At 43.9% G+C, this 2,548-nt stretch carries 1 protein-coding gene and 1 pseudogene; both read right to left on the bottom strand.

Annotated elements, in window-relative coordinates; genetic code table 11:
• Window positions 1-1,313: pseudogene (locus WBM49_RS12790) on the bottom strand (PEP/pyruvate-binding domain-containing protein); the annotation flags it as partial.
• A gap of 4 nt (window positions 1,314-1,317) precedes the next feature.
• Window positions 1,318-2,388: a DUF1611 domain-containing protein gene (locus tag WBM49_RS12795; RefSeq protein ID WP_424372441.1), complete on the bottom strand. Its 1,071-nt coding sequence runs from the start codon at window positions 2,386-2,388 to the stop codon at window positions 1,318-1,320.
• Window positions 2,389-2,548 lie beyond the last annotated feature (160 nt).

Genomic DNA, 2,548 nt, shown 5'->3' on the forward strand with positions numbered 1-2,548 from the left:
CCAAGTTGCAACACTAGCGATCCCCGTATTTTGTCGTCAATAAAACTATTTGCCAATGGTTCAAAAGGAGTGTATAAAGCCATTACTTCATCAAATTGAGCCTTAAACATACTGGTACTCCATTCTACAGCGCTTCTCGCCCTGCTTAGGGTGTACGTAAGTTCTTCCAGAGTGAGTGAGGATTTCCCAAAATTGCTCAGATCAGCAACAAGTTGTTCCCATTCATGGATCTCCATATAACCAGCTGCGGCCGAGGCAAGCCCGAGGCTGCATATTTTCTGAAGCTGTCCCTTCACATCGTCAGGGTTCCAGGCTTCTTCATTTTTGAAAATAATGTCCTCCAGTTTCAGGGACAGATCCAATAACTGTAGTCTTGATTTTGAAGTATTGGCCGTAAGGATGTTTTGTCTGATGGCCCACATAAGTTCGGCACTTTCCTGAATGAGTGCAGAGGCGTTTTTATCTTGTCCGGACTGTACAAAACCTGAAATTTGAGCTTCGAGTTCCGGATTTCCTTTAACCGTTAATCCCTTGGCCAGCTGTTTCAGATCTGTGGGCTCAAAAAAGGCATTCATTGATTTTAATAGGGCGGTGAATTGAGTGCTGAGCTCTGGCGTAAGTTTTCCTTTGTTATTTTCCACAAAACGAACAACCTCTTGAATGTCTCGGCTTTGTGGCTGACTGTGGATTTTTACTCGCAGATCCATAAAGGCAGGATAAAGATCTGAGATCACCTTAGACTGACTCCGCATCTGTTGTGCAAGGTTCTCATCTTCCTGGTAGGGCAAATCGCGCATGGCATTCCTAATGACAAAGAAATGTTGCTTGATGTTAGAATCATCAGATAACACTTCCTGAAAGAATGCTAAACCCCACCCTGTCTCGTCTTCTGCCTGTATAGACCCTCTGTAATAGCGGCCTTTGGTGTTGATCCACCCCAGATCTACTGTCCGCAGGTATTTATCTATCTGATACTGTTTTAATCGCGTAAAATTGTGCTTTGGATCCCAAAAATCAGAAACTTTAGAGTACACCAGGATCTGTCCCAAATAGATATTGTTTTTTTTGGCGATAGCTTCCACTACATCCTTATACCGTGCATGCTGTACCCCCGGTCCTATTTGGTCAGGACAAGGATCTTTAGGCTGACGTATACTGCCATCGGTACAAAACCATCGAATATCCTTATACGGCCCCCGAATATCCTTCTTAAATTCCTGTACATATTTTTGCAGTTCCTGAGCGGTGTATTGCTGAGATAAAAGCAAAACAGATTGGAAAAGGCATATGATGAATCCTATTTTCTTTAGCATCAACTTATATTTTGTCTCTTAAAAGGCTCACCAGCTCATCGGCTCCAAAGGCCAACACATCAAAAGCGGGAATTCCTGTCTCAATGGTTATATCTTTACATGCCGGACCTATTTCTTCTTTGGTCATATCTTCATGATTCACGGTTATAGCAATCACCTTCTTACCAGATATCACTTCTATAGCTTTTATTTGTTCTGGTAAACTGTGCAAGGGATATCCCGGGAAGCCATCATATTCTGCTCTTTTGGGCGCATGTTGCAGGATCACATAGTCTGGTCTGCCGGCAGCAAGAATCTCAAAACCCCCTGGATAGGCCGGATTCATTAAACTCCCCTGCCCTTCTATCACCACAACATCAGGATTTTCGTTTTTCCAGGCACTAACCACGGCGTGCTCTATTTCCCCGGAAACAAAGTCGTTTATACAACTATCTAATATCATACTGTATTTTGCACCCTGCATCCAGCCGGTTTGGCCGGTTCCTATCATTTCTGCTTTCAATCCGGCTTTTCTGAACGCATGTACCAATATCCATGCCGTTGTGCGTTTTCCTATGGCAGAATCGGTTCCAAGGATCGCCAGTTTTAAGCAATCTACCTTTTCAATATCTCCGGTAAAAAAATGAAGTTTGTCGCGGTCCGGAGTTTTGCGAACATCTCGTACCCTGCATCCGTTTTTATGGGCAATGGCCATTAAAGATTCATCGTTCGTCAGAAAGTCGTGCAAACCACTATCCACATTCCACCCTTGCTCCAGGGCTTCACGAATACTTTGCCTGGCCTCTTTCGGGAGTCGGCCTCCATCCGGCGCCAGCCCAATAACCAGGCTTTTGGGGCGATTTTCTTCGTTTTGCAAATGAGCTACTGCAGTCTTCAGATCCTTAAAAATAGGGATGCCGTTTATTTTACCATCCAATACTTCCCCTGCATCTTTATCGGCATACCTGCTATCGAGTACACCCACTACATTGTATCGTTCTGTAAAACGCACCAATCCATGGGCGGTTTTGCCGTTGGGAGTGTTAAAAGCGCCTTCACAATATACCAGCGCATTCCCGTCTATAGATTTTTTCATAGGTATAACTTAATTTTTTGCAGTTAGGATGGCCACATATCTATCTGGTTCCATAGGATGCTGTTCGTGAAGTTCTAACAAGGCTATTAAACCTGCCGTAGAGGCCGGAAGAATTCGGAAGCCTTCTTTTTTCTGAAGAAATGAACTCATTTCTCTTAGC

Origin of the sequence: Muriicola sp. (assembly GCF_049669965.1) — a bacterium.
Classification (GTDB): Bacteria; Bacteroidota; Bacteroidia; order Flavobacteriales; family Flavobacteriaceae; genus Muriicola.

Excerpts from the sequence above, each read along its gene's own strand:
- WBM49_RS12795 (WP_424372441.1), bottom strand. The coding sequence starts at position 2,388 with ATGAAAAAATCTATAGACGGGAATGCGCTGGTATATTGTGAAGGCGCT.